Below are 16,865 nucleotides of genomic sequence, written 5' to 3' on the forward strand. Positions count from 1 at the left end.
TTACTTATTCTGGGCTTTTGGCCCTTTTTTCGTTTTTGGAGCGTGACTATTGTCTCAACTAGAGCAAAAATTAACTGAAATGTTGACTGCACCCGTTGAAGCCCTTGGCTTTGAATTGGTGGGGATTGAATTTGTTCGCGCTGGAATACATTCTACTATGCGCGTTTACATCGATCATCCAGATGGTATTTCGGTCGACCACTGTGCAGAAGTAAGTCGTCAAGTCAGTTCAGTGCTTGATGTAGAAGATCCAATCAGTACCGAATACAACTTAGAAGTGTCCTCACCGGGCATGGAACGTCCCTTATTTAAGTTACAACATTATATCGAATCAGTTGGTGAAGTCGTCGCGATACGTTTGAATATGCCGATGGGAGACAGACGTAACTTTAAAGGCAAGTTACTTAGCGAATCCGATGGCATGTTAACTGTTGAAGTTGACAATCAAGAGTTTGTATTAGCTTTTGCCAATATCGAAAAAGGTAATGTTGTTCCAACGTTTGATTGAGTAGATGGCCATTTAGGCTTTTGCTAAAGAATAATCAGTGAGGCAATCATGAATAAAGAAATATTGTTAGTGGCGGAAGCTGTTTCAAATGAAAAACAAGTTCCAAGAGAAAAAATCTTTGAAGCGTTAGAATTTGCCATTGCAAGTGCAACTAAAAAGAAAACTGAAGGCGAAATCGAAGTACGTGTTGCCATTGACCGTGTAACAGGTGATTTTGACACGTATCGTCGTTGGATGGTGATTGCTGATGATCAAAAGCAAGAGAACCCATTTGCTGAAATGACTATTTCAGCTGCTCAAATCGACGAGCCAGATATTCAACTAGGTGACTATGTTGAAGATCAAGTTGAATCTATTAAATTCGACCGTATAACTACGCAAACAGCCAAACAAGTTATCGTACAAAAAGTACGTGAAGCTGAACGTGCCCAAGTGATGGCTGAATACGAAGAACGTGTTGGTGAGCTTGTCACTGGTACCGTTAAAAAAGTTAACCGCGACAATATTATTATTGATCTAGGCAATAACGCGGAAGGCGTTATCTACCGTGATGATATGTTACCTCGCGAAACATTCCGTCCAGGGGATCGCGTACGTGGTCTACTTTACGTAATCCGTCCTGAAGCTCGCGGCGCACAATTATTTATTAGCCGTACTCATCCCGATATGTTGGTTGAGTTATTCAGATTGGAAGTGCCTGAAATTGCTGAAGAGACCTTAGAAATTAAGGCCGCTGCACGTGATCCAGGTTCGCGCGCCAAAATTGCTGTTAAAACAAATGATAAGCGTCTTGACCCTATCGGTGCTTGTGTCGGTATGCGTGGTTCACGTGTGCAAGCAGTTAGCGGTGAATTAAGCGGTGAACGAGTAGATATCGTACTGTGGGATGACAATCCTGCTCAGTTCGTTATTAATGCTATGGCACCAGCTGAAGTCGCATCTATTGTCGTTGATGAAGACAACCACACGATGGACGTAGCCGTTGAATCTGACAACTTAGCGCAAGCAATCGGTCGAAGTGGACAAAACGTACGTTTAGCTGCTCAGCTTACCGGCTGGGAATTAAACGTCATGACAGTTGAAGATTTAAACAACAAACACGATGAAGAGAATTCTAAAGTGTTAGCGGTTTTCGTTAATGGTCTTGATATTGACGAAGAATTTGCCGCGGTATTGGTTGATGAAGGGTTTACCACTCTGGAAGAAATCGCCTACGTACCCATTAATGAGCTACTAGAAATTGACGGTCTTGATGAAGACATCGTTGAAGACTTACGTAGCAGAGCTCGCGCCGCGTTAACGACTCAAGCGCTAGCAAATGAAGAGACATTGGAAGCCTCTGAACCAAAAGAAGAGCTATTAAGTTTAGCCGGTATGGAACGCCATCTTGCTTACACATTAGCAAGTCGCGGCATTACCGATCTTGAATCACTTGCGGAGCAAGGCGTAGATGAGATCAGCGATATTGAAGAACTAGACGAAGAGAAAGCGGGCCAACTGATTATGGCTGCACGAAACATTGTCTGGTTTAACGAAGAATAGGTCACCAAGAGGAATTACGAATATGGCAGAAGTATCCATTGAAAAACTCGCCGCCGATATCGGCACTTCGGTTGACCGCTTAGTTAAGCAGTTTAAAGATGCTGATATTGTAAAAGCGGCAAATGAAAACGTGACTGAAGATGAAAAACGTCAGTTGTTGGATTTTTTAAGCAAACAACATGGCGGTACAGGCTCTGAAGCGCCTAAGCGAATGACATTACAACGTAAAACTACCAGCACGCTTAATATGGGTAAAGCCAAAGCGGTTACGGTTGAAGTGCGTAAAAAACGCACTTACGTTAAGCGTACAGATGTTGAAGAAGCGCGTTTAGCGGAAGAAGAAACCGCACGAGTATTAGCTGAGCAACAAGCCAAGCTTGAAGCTGAGCAAAAACAAGCCGAAGAAGCTAAGAAAGCTGCTGAAGAAAAAGCGAAAAAAGCTGCCGAAGCAAAAGCTAAAGCTGAAGCTGAACGTGTTGCACGCGCTAAGAAAGAAGCCGAAGCGCGTCAAGCAGAAGAAGCTGCTTTGAGCCCTGAAGAAAAAGCAGAGCAAGATCGTATTCGCGCTGAAGCGGAAAATATTCGTAAGATGCAAGAGCAAGAAACACAGCGTAAATTGGAAGAAGATGCCAAAAAAGCGGCAGATGAAGCGCTTAAGCTTACTGAAGAAAACTCTCGACGTTGGAAAGAAGAAGAAGAACGTCGTAAGAAGCAAGAAGCTGAAGAAGTTCATGTGCACAGTAATCGTTATGCTCAAGAAGCAGAAGATGCTGATGATATTAAAATTGAGCGCGGCGGACGTCGTCGTAAAAAGTCGAAACGTAATGCCGGTTCAGATCTTAAGCACGCTTTTAATAAGCCAGCTCAGCCAGTAGAACGTATTGTGCGCATAGGCGAAACCATCACCGTAAGTGACTTAGCCAGTAAAATGGCGATTAAAGCTACTGAAGTGATTAAGTCCATGATGAAAATGGGTGAAATGGTTACCATTAATCAAGTACTCGACCAAGAAACCGCGGTCGTTATAGTTGAAGAATTGGGTCACAAATACGAACTAGTTAATGACAACGCTTTAGAAGATGAGTTGTTAGCTGACAACATATCGTCAGAGCTTGCGCCTCGCGCACCTGTTGTTACGATCATGGGTCACGTTGACCACGGTAAAACGTCACTGCTTGATTACATTCGCCGGGCGAAAGTAGCTGATGGCGAAGCTGGCGGTATTACTCAGCATATCGGTGCTTATAGCGTTGAAACTGAAAATGGTCGCATAGCGTTTTTAGATACTCCAGGTCACGCCGCGTTTACCGCTATGCGTGCTCGGGGTGCCACGGCAACTGATATTGTTGTATTAGTCGTAGCAGCAGATGACGGCGTTATGCCACAAACCAAAGAAGCAGTACAACACGCCAAAGCGGCTGGTGTACCTTTGATTGTTGCTGTTAACAAAATAGACAAAGATGGCATTGATTTAGACCGAGTTAAAACTGAACTGTCTCAACTGGAAGTTATTTCAGAAGAGTGGGGCGGCGAGCACCAGTTTGTTAATGTATCAGCGAAAACTGGTGAAGGCATTGATGCTTTACTTGAAGCGATTAGCCTACAAGCTGAACTGCTAGATTTAAAAGCTCCACCAACTGGTTCAGCCAAAGGTATTGTAATTGAATCTCGCTTGGACAAAGGTCGTGGCCCAGTTGCTTCAGTCTTGATCCAAGAAGGTCAGTTGAAAGCGGGTGATATCTTACTTTGTGGTATTGAGTATGGCCGTGTTCGAGCGATGCGCGATGAAAATGGTAAAGACGTTACTATTGCAGGCCCATCAACTCCAGTTGAAGTTCTAGGTTTATCAGGTGTACCGATTGCCGGTGAAGATGCGTTAGTGGTTCAAGATGAGCGTAAAGCTCGTGATGTAGCTGCGAAACGTCACACCAAGCAACGTGAAGTTAAATTAGCTAAGCAACAAAAAGCTAAGCTTGAAAACATGTTTGCTAATATGGAAGCAGGTGACGTTAGTGAGCTTAATATCGTGCTTAAAGCCGATGTACAGGGTTCAGTCGAAGCCATTTCTGATTCACTTACCAACCTGTCTACTTCTGAAGTGAAAGTAAACATAGTCGGCAGTGGTGTTGGTGGTATTACCGAAACAGATGCAAGCTTAGCAGCAGCATCGAGTGCGATAGTTGTTGGTTTTAACGTTCGTGCCGATGCTAGTGCTAGACGTGTTATCGAGTCGGAAGAGATTGACCTACGTTACTACAGCGTTATCTATAGCTTGATTGATGAAGTTAAGATGGCGATGACAGGTATGTTAGCCCCAGAATTCAAGCAGGTTATTATTGGATTAGCAGAAGTACGTGATGTCTTTAAATCACCGAAACTGGGCGCAATCGCAGGTTGTATGGTTGTCGAAGGAACAATCAAACGCAGCAATCCTATTCGTGTACTCCGTGAAAACGTGGTTATCTATGAAGGTGAGCTTGAGTCATTAAGACGCTTTAAAGATGATGTACAAGAAGTACGTAATGGGGTTGAATGTGGTATCGGCGTGAAGAACTACAACGACGTCAAAGTGGGCGATCAAATAGAAGTATTTGAAATCGTTCAAGTTGAACGTGAGTTATAATTCGCCAACACCTGTTGTTAGCTGATTATTAATATTGAAGTAAAACGGAGGCTTAGGCCTCCGTTTTGTCTTAACAAAAGCACTAAGTAATGCTTTAGGGGAATAAAATGGCAAGAGAATTCTCTCGCACCGACCGTGTAGGTCAGCAGATACACAAAGAAATCGCCAGTATTTTACAGAATGAATTTAAGAATCGAGATCCACGGTTAGGTATGGTCACGGTATCGGCTGTAGAAATATCTCGAGATTTGGCATATGCAAAAATTTACGTGTCCTTCTTTGAAAATGATGATGAGGTGATGGACAATTACCTATCAATTTTAGAAGACAATAAAGGGTATATCCGTACTCTATTAGCGAGTCGTATGCGTATGCGTGCTGTACCCGCAATTAAATTTTTACGCGATGGTTCATTAAGTGAAGGTATTCGTATTAGTAACTTAGTTGACGACACCCTGAATAAAGATAAAGAGCGCGCACGTAATGCGGGTCGCTCGTTAGATGAAGAACAAGAGGACTAAAGGTTGGCTAGACGTCGTAAAGGTCGCGCAATAGATGGTATTTTACTGCTAGACAAACCATTAGATATTTCGTCTAACCAAGCGCTCCAGAAAGTTAAGCGCGCATTTTTGGCTGCTAAAGCAGGCCATACTGGGGCGCTTGATCCTCTTGCTACTGGAATGTTGCCTGTATGTTTAGGTGAAGCGACTAAGTTTTCTCAGTTTCTGTTAGATGCAGATAAAACCTATATCGTTACTGCCAAATTAGGTGTACGTACGACTACTTCAGACGCTGACGGCGAAGTCGTTGATACGCGAGACGTCAATGTGACGTCGCAGCAGTTGAACGATGCTTGTGAAACATTTAGAGGGCCTATAAAACAAGTGCCATCTATGTTTTCTGCTTTAAAGCATCAGGGCAAGCCGTTATATCACTATGCTCGTCAAGGGATAGTCATCGAACGTCCAGCGCGAGATATAACCATTTTTTCCCTTGTCATCACTCGATTTGAAGGTGATGAAGTGGATATGAAAGTGCACTGCAGCAAAGGTACCTACATTCGTTCATTGGTTGACGATTTAGGTCAGCTACTGGGGTGTGGTGCTTATGTGAGTAAACTTCATCGGACCAATGTGGCAGATTACCCAAGCGAAAAAATGGTGACATTTGAAATGCTAGAGACGCTGTTGGAAAAAGCACAAGCCGAGCAAATTCCATTAACGGATATTCTTGACCCACTGCTGATCCCAATGGACAGTGCCGTTAAGGCTTTACCGAGCATTCATGTGACTTCCTCAGCAAGAGATTCATTTTTACACGGTCAACCGGTAGCATATCAAAGCGATTCTGAACTTTCTCTGGGTTCAGTTGTGCGCACTTATTGCGTTCAAGATGACGTATTTTTGGGTGTCTCAGAGATCGATAGTGATAATAATGCAGCCCCAAAACGTGTGGTGGTATTCAACTCACCAGCTTAGTAAGATTTGTCCTTGCTAAATAAACGGTAGTCACTATAATACGCGCTTCTTGGCATGGCTGAATTAGTGATCGGCCTGCTGTATTTTAGCTCTTATTTGGAGAATGTTATGTCACTAACTACTCAAGAAACTGCAGCAATTATTGCTGATTATGGCGTAAAAGAAGGTGATACTGGTTCACCGGAAGTTCAAGTTGCATTGTTGACGTCTAACATCAACAAGCTTCAAGGCCACTTTGCTGACCATAAAAAAGATCACCACTCACGTCGTGGTTTGCTACGTATGGTTAGCCAACGTCGTAAACTTCTTGATTACCTTAAAGGTAAAAACGTTGAGCGTTATCAAGATCTAATCAAGCGTTTAGGCCTACGTCGTTAATCGACCCAGTCATACGTTTGAAAGAAAGCACCTTCGGGTGCTTTTTTCGTTTCTGGGAAGTTATTTCGTCATACCATTGATTAATTTTAAAGCATGACTAACTTGTTAATATTGATTTTTACTCAATAAAAACAATATGATCACGGTACTCGATATGAAATGCCTGACTCGCTCTTTACTTATTATTCGCACTTTGATGAGCGCAAACTCCCAAGCAGAACTTATTCAATGAGATGCATACGATCCGGCTGATAACCTTGCTGTAAAAGACAATGTGAGTAGTCTCGTATCGTTAGATTTGACGATGACGAGTCATATGAGTTACCGCCAAGCGGGCGTTGCGTTTGCTGGTTGAGAATATTGCCAGTGCGCTAGATGCTTGGGGATGGTTAGATAAGGCTTTCAGTGACATTCAGTTAATCCGCCATGACACGCAAGAACCATTAAATTATGAGCGAAGTTGTGTAATTACCTCCTTGTGTTATGTTCAAGCGAATCAATGGAAGAGATTATTTGGTGCAACGCAGGGTAGCCGATACTATCAAACTTATGCATTCGGTTTATATCAAGGCGAGTCTTTAAGAATTCGTATGGGTGGGAGTTATGTAAACGGTAGCGCATTAGCCAATATAAGGACGCACATTTGACCAATCACATAACGATCAACTCGATCAGTCTAACAACTTATATGGCACGTTCTTGGTTCAATCAAGGTTAAATATAAATGCCAATAATGCTATTCCTGTGCCCACGCCAAGTGGCTTAATGGCTTTATGCTTACCTTTTATTTTAATCCTTACTGGTAAACGTAAATTAAACCGCTATGGGCATAAAGCTGTTTCATTTAACGCTGCCATTCTCTCTTCTTCGGTTAATAAATTAACGAAAGGCGTTCTACGTCGCAGTTTACGCATCTGTGGCGTATCAGCTAACACGCCTTGTATAAAAACGTCTGGCTCATCATCGATATATTCCATTAAGCAAGTCCATATTAGATAACCCCCATGGCGCAGTTGACCATTTGTATAACGTGACTCGAGCGTATCTATAACCTGTTGGCGTAGTTCGCGGTGGGTGACAAGCTTGTTTGCCATTGCTTTATGCAGAACTAAAATCTGACGGTCGATGTTATCGTACTGAAGGCTATTATTCGTCTGCCTGCGACGAGATGAACGGTAGGAGTGAGAACTGTTCATTATCTTAGCAGGGGCATGAGCATGGTTTCGAGCCCATTAACTTTAACTTCGTGCATTAGCGCTAATTGTTGGCCAAGTTTGCCCTCAGGAAAGCCCTGTTGACTAAACCAGACTAAATAAGGCTCAGGCAGCTGCAAAAGTTTTCTGCCAGCATACTTGCCAAAAGGCATCGTCTGGTTTATTGCTTCAACGAGTAATTGATTTGTAGTTTCAGTCATCAGCTGTATTCACTTTCTGTTGAGTACTCCACAGATGATAATATGGACCCTTCTGGGCTAATAGGAGATTGTGTTCACCTTGTTCTACCACCCGGCCGTCTTGGATCACTATGATACTGTCAGCATCGACAATGGTCGAGAGTCGGTGAGCAATAACAAGACTTGTGTGGCCTACAGCTATTTCCCTAAATGCGCTTAGGATCGCCTGTTCAGATTGGCTGTCAAGGGACGATGTCGCTTCATCAAACAACAAAATGGGTGCACCTTTTAATATCGTCCGAGCGATAGCAACACGCTGTTTTTCGCCGCCAGATAATTTCAATCCTCTTTCGCCAACTTGGGTATCTCGCCCTTTTGGCAGAGCTTTGATAAAGGCTGCTAGATGGGCGTGTTTTATGGCGTCATCTACCTCATCATCACTAGCATCTGGTCGACCGTAACGGATATTCTCGAAAATAGTATCATTAAACAACACGGTGTCCTGGGGTACGATGCCAATTGCTTGGCGCAATGACGCCTGACTAACGGTTGTAATGGATTGTTGGTCAATCAATATTGTTCCACTGCTTGCCTCATAAAATCGAAACAGTAATTTGATGATGGTAGATTTACCTGCACCGCTAGGGCCAACGATGGCTACTTTTTTCCCCGCAGGCACATCAAAACTTACGTCATGTAGTATTTGTCTATCTGGGCTGTAACCAAAATTGACTTTATCGAAACGTATGTTCCCTTTTGTTACTTTAAGCAATGTTGAGGTGTCGTTATCGACGATTGAAGGTGGTTTGCTGAGCAAGGTAAACAGATTTTCAATATTGGCTAGGGCACCTCTTATTTCTCGGTAAACAAAACCGAGGAAATTGAGTGGCATAAAAATTTGCATAGTGAATGCGTTAATCAACACGAAATCCCCTATGGTCATGGTCCCTTGAGCCACATAATAGGCTGCAACAGCCATCATACTGGTCATCGCAATGGCAATAATAGTAGCTTGGCCCGTATTTAAAGCGAACAAAGACAACCGATTTTTGCGCCTTGCGACTTCCCAATCGGCTAGTGCCACGTCGTAACGCTCGGCCTCGTAACGTTCATTATTAAAATACTTTACGGTTTCGTAATTTAACAAGCTATCAATCGCTCTGGTGTTGCTCAGTGAATCAGCTTGATTAACTGCCCGTACGAACTCAGTACGCCAATGTGTGGCTTTAATGGAAAAGCTTATGTAGCTGATCACGGAAATCAATATGATGAGCGCAAAGCTCCATCCGTAATTATAAAATAGCACGCCCACCACCGCGAGTATTTCAAGTAAAGTAGGAACGATGTTAAATACCAGAAAGCGCATCAGAAAACTGATGCCGCTGGTACCGCGTTCGATATCACGTGAGAGGCCACCCGTTTGGCGGTTTAAATGATAATCTAAATCAAGTCGGTGTAAGTGTTCAAAAACTTGTAAGCTAATTCTGCGCATAGCGCGTTCGGTTACGCGGCCAAAAAGCGTATCGCGAATTTCCCCGAATAACACATTTGCTAAGCGCAGCAAGCCGTACGCAGCGATAAGTGCAAAGGGGACGACGACTATCGTATTGCTTGGTTGAGTGGTATTAAGTGTGTCTACGGCGTGCTTAAGGATAAAGGGCAGTCCGATACTGGCGACTTTAGCCGCAATAAGACACAGCATGGCAAAAAATACTCGGCTTTTAAATTCTAAGAGATAGGGCCAAAGTTGACGTACGACACGCCAATTAAAGGTGACGTCTTCAATTTGGGTATGTTGTTTAGAACGCATGAGTCTCGTTATTTTACTTTTATTGATTAGAGGTTGAGGTCGATTTGCTTAAACGACAGCTCGTCTTTGTAAAATTTCCCCGCCAAAATGCGATGAATAAAGCTTATATGTTGTAGTGATAATACGTATTCTTGGTGGGAATATAATCGTTAATCCGTTCTAACTGTGCAGTTTCGTCCCTGTGTTTTTGCGCGATACAAATTAGTATCAGCTCTACTGATAGCGTGGTCTACGCTATCTTGCGGATGCATTTGATAAATACCAATACTCACGGTGACCGATAAATTTTTTGCGTCAGCTAGATATACTTGTTTGGCCACTTTGTTACGTAACTTTTCTGCTAACACAAACGCTTGCTCATCGTTGGTTTCGGGCAGCAAAAATAAAAACTCTTCTCCTCCCCAACGAGCTACAGTGTCTTGCTTTCGCACGCCTTGGAAGAACAGTTGGCCAACTTCTTTGATAACATTATCTCCGATGTCATGACCATACTCGTCGTTTACCAATTTAAAATGATCAATATCACACATCATAAGCGTCAAACATTTGTTACTTCTAAGAGTACGTCGGTGCTCGTACTCGAGCTTTTCTAACATACCACGACGGTTCTGTAAGCCAGAAAGGGGGTCAAGCCTAGCTTGTTTTTCAAAGCGCTGGCTCAATTCTTGAAGTATTTTAAATGAGCGCTGACGTGAGTATTCATATAATACAAAAAGCATACCGACCGTTAAAAAAGAATAAATTAAACGAGATTTAAACTCATAACTGTATTGTGCATGCAGCAGTAGATTATTCGGATACATCAATATCACCATTACGGCGATGGCAAAAATACTGAGCTGTATCAAACCTTGCTTCAAGCCCCGAAAGAATAAAACCACCGGTGGAACAATATAGATCCAAAGAGGGCCGGTATTTTTTACCCCACCGGTAATGATTAGATACAACATCAATAGCATCAACGCTGAGATGATCATATTAGCGGAAAATTGATAACCTTTTTTGGTTTGAAAGTGCTTGAGTACGATGCGAGAAAGAAAGAAAAACGTACACGATATTAATAATATTATGCCTAGAAAGTCGTCGTCGTTATGTTCCAGATTACTGCGGATCAGAGCACTTACACCCAATATGGATGTAATGGTGTAGCCAACAAAAGCGAACAAATTAGTAACTTGAATTTGCTGTCTTTCTGAAGGAGAGTTTCTTTCCTTTGTACCCGTATCTAGGTAGGCTTTAATCAGCCTTTTGACATTCAACATTCCGAAAAAACTTCCTCATTACTGCGATTCAACGTCTGCTACTATTTGCGCACTCAATTGAGTCAATTGTTTAGCTAATTGAGTAACACTATGGCTATAACCTTCTTGACTGAGTGTCGAGTTTAGCGCAAAACTCTGTTGTGACACTTGATTACTCGGTTGGCCTTTTTCAATCAACCAATATTGACCATTAGATATAACCGTTCCCTTATCTGTAGGCATGAAATGCTCAATGCTAACAACTAAATGTTTTTGGCCTGCAGCTGCTTCTGGCGCATTATAAGCTACAAAACGAGTGTCTTCAGCGTATTCATTCAGCCACGCGAGTAGGGTCCTGTGGATGCTCGTTTGTAGATTTTCTGCCCATAAATCCATATCAGAATAGTACAATTGATTGCCGTCCACTTGCATCACCAAATTTGGACGCATTAAATATTCTGCGAGTAATATTTTATCTATCACTACAATGGAGGTAACCTTTTCATCCGACCCATCCATAATTGGCACATCACTGTTTAACAGATATACCTGCTGAGTTCGTTCGAATGAAGTAGTACACCCGCTTAATATTAATATCAGAATAAAAAAGCCACACTGTTTCATATTAGTTCTGCTCTTGCTGAGAATGATCATTCACCTGACCTGGTTGACGATAAGGCTTCGGTTGTTTATCAAATATTAGACTATTCGGGGCTTGGTTTAATTCAAGCAACAATGGTTGCAGTTCACGTAAACGTTGTTGCAATGTATCTAACGTGTCGTTTATTTCATTATTTGTCGTAGAGCCCGCAGAAAATCCTTGGGTTAATTGTGCTATTCCGGAAAGTGCCGCGGCCAGTTTCTGACTAACGTTTTGTTCTTCCATCTGACGTAGGGTACCGGAAAAATCATCTGCGGTACTGTTCATACTATCTGCACTGGCACTAATGTCTGCCATCATTTGGTTGGCTGCAACGGATAGTTGAGCCAAGTCCATTTCGTTGATGTTATCCAGAATCGCACTGACCTTTTCGGTAATTTGCGAGAATTCATTAGAGATACTTGGAATAACTTCATATTCTTGGAATGTTCCAATGCTAGATGATGTTTCGTTAGGGTATTGCTCAAGATTAACAAATAGTGCACCGGTTAGTAGATTACCCGATTGCAGAGAGGCTCGAAAACCATTTTTAATCCAAGTCCGCATTTGACGTTTTATATGCTCGATACCCACCTTGTCATCTGTTTGCTCAATACGTCCTGGCTGAATACCAATGATGACAGGAATGGCAACACCAGAATCCAACCATTTTTGTTGATTGCTGTTGGGGGGATTAATATCCAAGACCTTACCTATTTGGATGCCTCTATACTCCACTGGTGCTCCCACGTGAAGACCTCGCACTGTATCGTCAACTAGAATTACATATTTTGCTGATGCTTTGTAACGTTCTTCAGCGGCAGATTCATATGACTCGTGAATATTAAAATACGTACGGTCGGTTACTCTTTCACCGTGGGGCATACCATCAGGCACGCCAAATGCGACGCCATTGGTAATCAACGTCTCTATACTGCTCATTCTTACTTTTACGCCGTTAGCGCTTAGATCCATTTGTACGCCACTGCTATTCCAAAACTTAGTGTTGGTGGTGATAAGCTTATGATACGGGGCTTGAATAAAGGTATTGTAATAGACCACTCTTTCGTCGAAGTTGAAATAAATGCTTTCAAACTCGCCAACTTTTAAGCCTTTATAGATGACAGGGTCGCCCTCTTTGAAAGCAAACTCTGCATTACTATTTAATGTAACGTGCAAGCCAGGTGTCCCGCTAGGCGTTATTGGAGGTGCCGATAAGGCAACGAAATCTCGACTGGATGGGCCTTCTAGGTTCGTTGACATATTAATATAAGTACCGGAGACCAGTGTGTTTAGGCCTGATACGCCATTGAGTGATATACGGGGATTAACCGACCAAAACTCAGTGCTTTCGCGTAATAAGCCGTCAGAGTTAGCGGACATTCGAGCGGTGACTAAAACTTTTTGTAAGTCTTCCGTAAGGGCGATAGTTTTCACTTCGCCCACATCCACATTGTGCATTTTTATTTTGGTTTTGCCAGCCTCTAAACCGGATGCATTTTCAAACACGATGTTGATAAGAGGGCCTTGATTGCTCCATTGATGATAGAACATCCATGCACCCATACATAGTGCCACTATAGGTACTAGCCATATTTTTGAAATACTCGTCACACTTTTTATCTCAGCTGGTTCACCATTTTTTGGCATGATTACTGGTCGCTCCAAATTAATTTTGTATCGAATGAAATTGCCGCTAACATGGTTAAAATGACAACTGCACAAAAGGCAAGCGCTGCATACCCTGGGTATATGCTCATGATGTTTCCTAGCTGAATTAGACTGACTAAAATAGCGACTACAAATACGTCAATCATCGACCAGCGTCCAATAAACTCTGTTAGTCGATAGCTGATCATGCGCGTTTTCTTTTGTCCACTGTAATCGCTTTGAACCGAATAGTTTAGCCAACACAATATGCCGAATTTGGCTATGGGGACTAAAATACTTGCGATAAAAATAATCGCAGCAATGGGATACGAGCCCATTTTCCAAAGGGTCACTACGCCGCCCAATATAGTACTGGGCTCGTCATCACCTAAAATATCAGTGTGCATAATAGGCAAAACATTAGCCGGTATGTAAAGCAGTACAGAGGTAAACAATAATGCCCAGGTAGTTTGAATACTATGTGATGCTGAATGTCTTTTGGGTGTTTTGGGTAGAGCGCATGAGGTGAGTAAGTACATTTGGTGTTCATCTAGATACATCAAGGCGTAGGTCATGCATATAGTAAATAAGGCGTATGCATAAAATGACAAACCTATGCCAATATCAGCCATGGACATGATTTTCACCAAGCTCACAAGCACCGCCACTAAGAAAATTTCCACCATCGTCCATGCACGCAGTGCGAAAATGAATTTAAGAAGTGGAGCAGCGTATGTTGGTTTTTTACCAAATAACACGGGTATTAGTAGGTACAATAAACAGATTAAAATCGTCACTGGCAGCACAAGAATAACCGTACTTTGCAAAATCGCCAGTGCTAGGTAGTCGTTGTCGGCGAGTGTTTCAATACTGCTAAAGATATTAATCGCGTGATACTGCCCGTTAGCACTAAAGGATAAAAATTCAAAGCTAAGCGCAGCAACCATGAAAATTAATGCCGCTACGGAAAACGCTACCAGTTTTTGTACCATATTCTGATAATAGGTTGTGATAACATAATGACACCGAGGGCACTGTGCACGTTGACGGTGAACAAGAGGTGGTACCTCAACTAAGTAGCCACACTCATGGCACTGTACTTGTTGACAAGCCGTTGTAATCTTTATCGATTCATCCATACATGACACGGGTAGACTAATATTTAGGTAGATTAACAAAAAGCTACCAACTGTGGAAAGATAATCACAAAATAGCTAAATATTTGCTGAAAATCTAAATTAAGTTTTACATATATTGAGCCGGTCAAATATTGTTAAGCAAACCATATTAGCCGACTAGTCAGTCATTATTCCATGCGGTTAACCATTTCAACGGATGTTATTCAGGTGTTTGATAAGAAAATAAAGAAGAACTTAACCTCCGTGCTTTTTGTGTGTTTAGGCAATATTTGTCGTTCTCCAACGGCAGAAGCTGTTTTTCGTCACAAAGCGGAACACGAAGGTCTTGCAATAGATATTGATTCTGCCGGAACGTTGGGCGCCCACATAGGTACCACCCCTGATAAACGATCAAGAGTGGTGGGAGAGGAGCGTGGCTATAACTTTAAAAAAATAAAGTGTCGCAAAGTTGAGGTGAAAGACTTTGCGCGTTTTGATTATGTTATCGCCATGGACAAAAATAATGTGCGTGCCTTATTAGAAATATGTCCTGAGGAATACCAACATAAAATTGCCTTGATGATGAGTTTCTGTGATGCAGAAGAAGAGGAAGTGCCGGACCCTTATTTCGGCGGCAAGCGCGGCTTTGAATATGTCCTAGATCTTATTGAAAAAGCATCTGACGGTTTAATTGACCATATTAAGGCGCGTTTTGTCTAACCCTAAGTATCTAGCGCGCAAACAAAAATATTGGCTCGCGTTATTATTAGGCATACTTGTAGGGAGCAGTGCTTGGGTAATGCTTGGTGGACTGAACATTGATAATCAAGCCAGTTTATTTTTTGATCCTATCGAGCTGCGAATATTTTGGCAATTACGTGTTCCATTGGTGATAACTGCGCTTATCGTGGGGGCAGGTTTAGCCGTAAGCTCTGCTGTGCTTCAGGTTTTATTACGTAACCCATTAGCGGACCCAGGAATTATTGGTATCAGTAGTGGTGCGAGCCTTGCCGCCGCACTATTTTTAGTCTTTGGCAGTACGTTGCCATTTTTATATGTGCAGTATTTGTTACCGGTATTTTGCTTTTTCGGGGCTTTACTTTCAACGGCGGCAATCTATTTTATTTCCAAACGTTTAACTGGTATTCATTCCGGCGTTATCTTAGCAGGTATTGCTATTTCCACTTTAAGTGGCGCTGTAATTGCCTGGCTACATTTCTTATCTGATGCGCAAACCATGCGTAACATGACATTTTGGCTGATGGGTAGCTTGAATCAGGCGGACTGGAAGGTATTACTTGTAGCAGCTCCAATTTTATTACTATCGCTGGTTTATTTAATGTGTCAGGGCAGGGCATTGAATTGGCTCTATTTTGGGGCCAGTAGTGCCCAATTGGCAGGATTGAACGTCCCGCGATTTCACAAGATCATGTTGTTAACGTGTGCGCTAGTAGTAGGTATTGCGGTGTCTATTGCTGGTTCTATTGCTTTTGTCGGTTTGCTTGTTCCTCATATGCTGCGCAATTTTTTTGGTTTTGATAATCGCTTTATTCTTCCTGCTTCTGCGTTATTGGGCGGAATTGTGCTAATGGTCGTTGTGCTAATTGGACGTGTCGCTGGGGATGCAAGTGTCCCCGTTTCTATGTTGACCGCTACGTTAGGCGGTCCAATTTTTCTGTATTCAATACTGCGACTCGATCGGCAGATGAATTAGCAGATGCTTGTTATTGAAAACCTCACATTTTCGCAGCGTTTAGACAATATTAATGTGTATGCTGAATCAGGACAATTTGTTCACTTACTAGGGCCAAATGGGGCGGGGAAATCAAGCTTACTGCAGATTGTTTCAGGTCTTGGCTTACCAGATATCGGTCGCGTTACCTTTGATAACTGCGATATAGCTCAACTAACCATGATTGAGCTGGCGCGTTTTCGCTGTTTTCAAGAGCAGCAGCAAAGTCATATATTTGCGATTACCGTGCGAGAGTCTCTCTCGTTTTTTGCGCATAATTTAGTTATGCCTGCGATATTAGAAAATGCCCTCGAAATAGAGCCGTTTATGACCCGCTCCTTGCTTACTCTGTCCGGGGGGGAAAGTCGTCGAGTGCAAATTGCTCGCGCATTATTGCAAATTTGGCCGACGATTGAGCAGGGCCAAGCGTTAATACTTCTCGATGAGCCGAGCCAAGGATTAGATTTTCGTCACCAACACTTGTTGTTGTCCTGTCTTGTTGAACTGACAAAGCTTGGAAATATCGTGTTGATGAGCCACCACGATCTTAATATATCGACTCAGTATGCAAATCGTGTTTGGTTAATGCGTTCTGGGATATTGGAACATTTCGGAGAGGTTAAAGATGTAATGACGCCAGCTATACTAAGCAATATTTTTGATTGCCAAGTTCGTGAATTTAACGACTCTGAAGGTAATAGCATCTTGCAAACTTACCTCCGGTAAAGCATTTAAATTGGGTTTTTATCGGT

At 42.5% G+C, this 16,865-nt stretch carries 17 protein-coding genes; 10 read left to right on the plus strand and 7 right to left on the minus strand.

Annotated elements, in window-relative coordinates; genetic code table 11:
• The first annotated feature begins 49 nt into the window (after window positions 1-49).
• The 7 genes from rimP (at window position 50) to GQR89_RS21300 (ending at window position 7,176) form a co-directional block, all read left to right on the plus strand.
• Entirely contained in the window at window positions 50-508 is a 459-nt protein-coding gene (gene rimP, locus GQR89_RS07440) for a ribosome maturation factor RimP (RefSeq protein ID WP_158769462.1), read from the plus strand.
• Window positions 509-556: 48 nt separating this feature from the next.
• Entirely contained in the window at window positions 557-2,050 is a 1,494-nt protein-coding gene (gene nusA, locus GQR89_RS07445) for a transcription termination factor NusA (protein WP_158769463.1), read from the plus strand.
• A 22-nt stretch (window positions 2,051-2,072) separates the two neighbouring features.
• Window positions 2,073-4,673, plus strand: coding sequence for a translation initiation factor IF-2 (gene infB, locus GQR89_RS07450; RefSeq protein WP_158769464.1), 2,601 nt, complete (start codon window positions 2,073-2,075; stop codon window positions 4,671-4,673).
• A 107-nt stretch (window positions 4,674-4,780) separates the two neighbouring features.
• Window positions 4,781-5,194 (plus strand): 30S ribosome-binding factor RbfA, encoded by a 414-nt coding sequence (rbfA, locus tag GQR89_RS07455; protein ID WP_158769465.1) that lies wholly within the window; start codon window positions 4,781-4,783, stop codon window positions 5,192-5,194.
• A gap of 3 nt (window positions 5,195-5,197) precedes the next feature.
• A complete protein-coding gene (truB, locus tag GQR89_RS07460) occupies window positions 5,198-6,151 on the plus strand; it encodes a tRNA pseudouridine(55) synthase TruB (protein WP_158769466.1) in 954 nt (317 codons plus the stop codon).
• Between the two features lie 108 nt (window positions 6,152-6,259).
• Entirely contained in the window at window positions 6,260-6,529 is a 270-nt protein-coding gene (rpsO, locus tag GQR89_RS07465) for a 30S ribosomal protein S15 (RefSeq protein WP_006994175.1), read from the plus strand.
• A 344-nt stretch (window positions 6,530-6,873) separates the two neighbouring features.
• On the plus strand, window positions 6,874-7,176 hold the full coding sequence (locus GQR89_RS21300; protein WP_199271383.1) for a hypothetical protein: 303 nt from the start codon (window positions 6,874-6,876) through the stop codon (window positions 7,174-7,176).
• 174 nt (window positions 7,177-7,350) lie between these two features.
• Here the strand turns inward: GQR89_RS21300 and GQR89_RS07475 are convergent, their stop codons facing one another.
• The 7 genes from GQR89_RS07475 to GQR89_RS07505 form a co-directional block, all read right to left on the minus strand.
• Window positions 7,351-7,725 carry a hypothetical protein gene (locus tag GQR89_RS07475; protein ID WP_158769467.1) on the minus strand — a complete coding sequence of 125 codons (375 nt, stop codon included), beginning with the start codon at window positions 7,723-7,725 and terminating at the stop codon, window positions 7,351-7,353.
• A complete protein-coding gene (locus tag GQR89_RS07480) occupies window positions 7,725-7,943 on the minus strand; it encodes a DUF3820 family protein (protein ID WP_158769468.1) in 219 nt (72 codons plus the stop codon). The genes GQR89_RS07475 and GQR89_RS07480 overlap by 1 nt, the downstream gene beginning before the upstream one ends.
• Window positions 7,936-9,732 (minus strand): ABC transporter ATP-binding protein/permease, encoded by a 1,797-nt coding sequence (locus GQR89_RS07485; RefSeq protein WP_158769469.1) that lies wholly within the window; start codon window positions 9,730-9,732, stop codon window positions 7,936-7,938. Before GQR89_RS07485 ends, GQR89_RS07480 begins: the two co-directional genes overlap by 8 nt.
• 149 nt (window positions 9,733-9,881) lie before the next feature.
• Window positions 9,882-10,994: a GGDEF domain-containing protein gene (locus tag GQR89_RS07490; RefSeq protein ID WP_158769470.1), complete on the minus strand. Its 1,113-nt coding sequence runs from the start codon at window positions 10,992-10,994 to the stop codon at window positions 9,882-9,884.
• A gap of 18 nt (window positions 10,995-11,012) precedes the next feature.
• Window positions 11,013-11,597 carry a membrane integrity-associated transporter subunit PqiC gene (locus GQR89_RS07495; protein WP_158769471.1) on the minus strand — a complete coding sequence of 195 codons (585 nt, stop codon included), beginning with the start codon at window positions 11,595-11,597 and terminating at the stop codon, window positions 11,013-11,015.
• Between the two features lies 1 nt (window position 11,598).
• A complete protein-coding gene (pqiB, locus tag GQR89_RS07500; protein ID WP_158769472.1) occupies window positions 11,599-13,263 on the minus strand; it encodes an intermembrane transport protein PqiB in 1,665 nt (554 codons plus the stop codon).
• A gap of 2 nt (window positions 13,264-13,265) precedes the next feature.
• Window positions 13,266-14,402, minus strand: a complete 1,137-nt coding sequence (locus GQR89_RS07505; RefSeq protein ID WP_199271384.1) for a paraquat-inducible protein A — start codon at window positions 14,400-14,402, stop codon at window positions 13,266-13,268.
• 207 nt (window positions 14,403-14,609) lie between these two features.
• Between GQR89_RS07505 and GQR89_RS07510 the strand changes: the two genes are divergently transcribed.
• The 3 genes from GQR89_RS07510 to GQR89_RS07520 are packed head-to-tail and all read left to right on the plus strand — an operon-like array spanning window position 14,610 to window position 16,839.
• Window positions 14,610-15,101: a low molecular weight protein-tyrosine-phosphatase gene (locus GQR89_RS07510; RefSeq protein ID WP_158769474.1), complete on the plus strand. Its 492-nt coding sequence runs from the start codon at window positions 14,610-14,612 to the stop codon at window positions 15,099-15,101.
• Entirely contained in the window at window positions 15,094-16,095 is a 1,002-nt protein-coding gene (locus GQR89_RS07515; protein WP_158769475.1) for an iron ABC transporter permease, read from the plus strand. The genes GQR89_RS07510 and GQR89_RS07515 overlap by 8 nt, the downstream gene beginning before the upstream one ends.
• A gap of 3 nt (window positions 16,096-16,098) precedes the next feature.
• Window positions 16,099-16,839 carry an ABC transporter ATP-binding protein gene (locus tag GQR89_RS07520; protein WP_158769476.1) on the plus strand — a complete coding sequence of 247 codons (741 nt, stop codon included), beginning with the start codon at window positions 16,099-16,101 and terminating at the stop codon, window positions 16,837-16,839.
• Window positions 16,840-16,865 lie beyond the last annotated feature (26 nt).

This window comes from Paraglaciecola sp. L1A13 (genome assembly GCF_009796745.1).
Taxonomy (GTDB): Bacteria; Pseudomonadota; Gammaproteobacteria; order Enterobacterales; family Alteromonadaceae; genus Paraglaciecola.

Excerpts from the sequence above, each read along its gene's own strand:
- nusA (WP_158769463.1), top strand. The coding sequence starts at position 557 with ATGAATAAAGAAATATTGTTAGTGGCGGAAGCTGTTTCAAATGAAAAA.
- GQR89_RS07495 (WP_158769471.1), bottom strand. The coding sequence starts at position 11,597 with ATGAAACAGTGTGGCTTTTTTATTCTGATATTAATATTAAGCGGGTGT.
- GQR89_RS07485 (WP_158769469.1), bottom strand. The coding sequence starts at position 9,732 with ATGCGTTCTAAACAACATACCCAAATTGAAGACGTCACCTTTAATTGG.
- GQR89_RS07480 (WP_158769468.1), bottom strand. The coding sequence starts at position 7,943 with ATGACTGAAACTACAAATCAATTACTCGTTGAAGCAATAAACCAGACG.
- infB (WP_158769464.1), top strand. The coding sequence starts at position 2,073 with ATGGCAGAAGTATCCATTGAAAAACTCGCCGCCGATATCGGCACTTCG.
- rbfA (WP_158769465.1), top strand. The coding sequence starts at position 4,781 with ATGGCAAGAGAATTCTCTCGCACCGACCGTGTAGGTCAGCAGATACAC.
- GQR89_RS07490 (WP_158769470.1), bottom strand. The coding sequence starts at position 10,994 with ATGTTGAATGTCAAAAGGCTGATTAAAGCCTACCTAGATACGGGTACA.
- GQR89_RS07475 (WP_158769467.1), bottom strand. The coding sequence starts at position 7,725 with ATGAACAGTTCTCACTCCTACCGTTCATCTCGTCGCAGGCAGACGAAT.
- GQR89_RS07520 (WP_158769476.1), top strand. The coding sequence starts at position 16,099 with ATGCTTGTTATTGAAAACCTCACATTTTCGCAGCGTTTAGACAATATT.
- GQR89_RS07505 (WP_199271384.1), bottom strand. The coding sequence starts at position 14,402 with ATGGATGAATCGATAAAGATTACAACGGCTTGTCAACAAGTACAGTGC.
- pqiB (WP_158769472.1), bottom strand. The coding sequence starts at position 13,263 with ATGCCAAAAAATGGTGAACCAGCTGAGATAAAAAGTGTGACGAGTATT.
- rpsO (WP_006994175.1), top strand. The coding sequence starts at position 6,260 with ATGTCACTAACTACTCAAGAAACTGCAGCAATTATTGCTGATTATGGC.